The 1,533-nt window shown below is 71.1% G+C and carries 2 protein-coding genes and 1 pseudogene; 2 read left to right on the top strand and 1 reads right to left on the bottom strand.

Features of this window, described 5'->3' with window-relative positions:
* Positions 1-239 (top strand): annotated as a pseudogene (locus AC1DZ6_RS25010) (hypothetical protein); the annotation flags it as partial.
* A gap of 161 nt (positions 240-400) precedes the next feature.
* On the opposite strand, the gene AC1DZ6_RS25005 reads toward AC1DZ6_RS25010, so the two are convergent.
* Positions 401-742, bottom strand: coding sequence for a DUF1491 family protein (locus AC1DZ6_RS25005; RefSeq protein WP_477099789.1), 342 nt, complete (start codon positions 740-742; stop codon positions 401-403).
* 201 nt (positions 743-943) lie between these two features.
* On the opposite strand from AC1DZ6_RS25005, the gene AC1DZ6_RS25000 reads away from it, so the two are divergent.
* A partial coding sequence (locus AC1DZ6_RS25000) for a hypothetical protein (RefSeq protein ID WP_477099788.1) occupies positions 944-1,533 on the top strand: 590 nt, incomplete at its 3' end.

Genomic DNA, 1,533 nt, shown 5'->3' with positions numbered 1-1,533 from the left:
GCCCCAAGGGACCGTCGGCGGCGGACCTGGCCGGACGCACGGCCTCGCCGTCGGTGTTCATCGACGACCTGCTGCCGCAACTGGATTCGGTGGCGGAAAGCGCGCCGTGGGTGAACCGCTTCCAGATGGTCGCCGACGAGCGCCTGCGCCCTCTGGCCCCCTCCGATCCCGAGCGCCACGCCCGGATCGACCTGTGGCCGGACCTGAAGACGGCCATCGAGCGCAAGCTGTTCCCATGACATCCAGGGCTGTCGCCTATAGCCCAAAACGGTTGTCATCCCGGACGAGCGCGCAGCGCGAAGATCCGGGACCGACGCGTGAACGCAGGCGCTTCCGGCGGTCCCGGATCGGCGGCCCTACRGGCCTTGTCCGGGATGACAATCTTTTTTGGAGGTTGGGTTCAGCTCCCCGGATCGGCCTCCACGGGCTCCGTCAGGAAGTGCCGCCCCTCGCGGTCCTCGATCTCGACCACCCAGATATCCGGGTCGATCCGCGCGGCGCGTTCGGCGTAGGCGTCCAGGTCGGGTTCGAAGTCGGAGCGGACCGGCTGCATCCAGAAGCGCTCGCCGTCGCCGCGCGTGGCTTCGCTGTAGAGCTTGGCGGTGTTGGCGCGGCGGTCGACGGCCTTGACCAGCACGGCGCCGGCCCGCGGGTCGCCCTTGCGGGCCACCATGGCGAAGGCCCCGCCCAGTTCGGCGCGGCGGATCAGCGCGCCGACCCAGATGTCCGTCGAAAGTAGCATCGCTAACCGAACCGCAACCTCGGCGCCCTAAGGCTGCCTGCTGAAACCGCTCTCGCAGAATACGAGATTATGACGTCAAGAAAGACCCTTGGGGGTCGGATGGCGCGGTGGCTAGGGATTTTCGTCACGACCGCCGGGCTCGGCGCGTCGAGCCAGGCCCATGCCGCCTCCGCCGCCGACCAGCTTTACGAACGGACGCTGATGACCTCGGCAGACGCGCGCTGCCGGCTGTTCAAGCCCGCCGTGGGCTCGGCCCTGGACGCCGCCCGCGCCCAGGCGCGCGGCGCGACCCTGCGTTCCGGCGCCAGCGAGGTTCAGGTCCAGGCGGTCGAGCAGCGGGCCCGCGCCAAGGCCGGGGCGGCGGCGTGCGGCTCCAAGGACCTGCAGACCGCCGCCGGCCGCGTGCGCCAGGCCTTCGACGGCTATTCGACCATGCTGCGGATGGCCTATCCCGGCGACCGCGCCACCTGGCAGGCCGACCGCTCGGTCTCGGCGACCATCGCGGTCTGGCGGCTGTCGCAGCCGGCCGGGTTCGGGAGCGACCGACTGGTGTTCGGCCTGTCGGGCCGGTCCAACGACATGCTGGCGGTGGCGACCTTCGCCGACAACGCCCAGCCCTATACGGCTCGCCTCGTCCTGCGCGACACGCTGCGCACCCAGGGGCCCTATCTGAACGCCCGCAACGCCAAGGGCCTGGCCGCCAACGCCGCGCCGCGCAACGCCAGCCGGGTGTTCGGCGCCGAGACCCGCGACATGGCCCCTGTCACCCTGCTGCCGACCGGCGCCAAGAC

The sequence above is a fragment of the Caulobacter sp. P1_B12_2 genome, from assembly GCF_056406675.1.
Note: the sequence above shows the minus strand (reverse complement) of the source record. Positions and strands in the feature narration are given on the sequence as shown.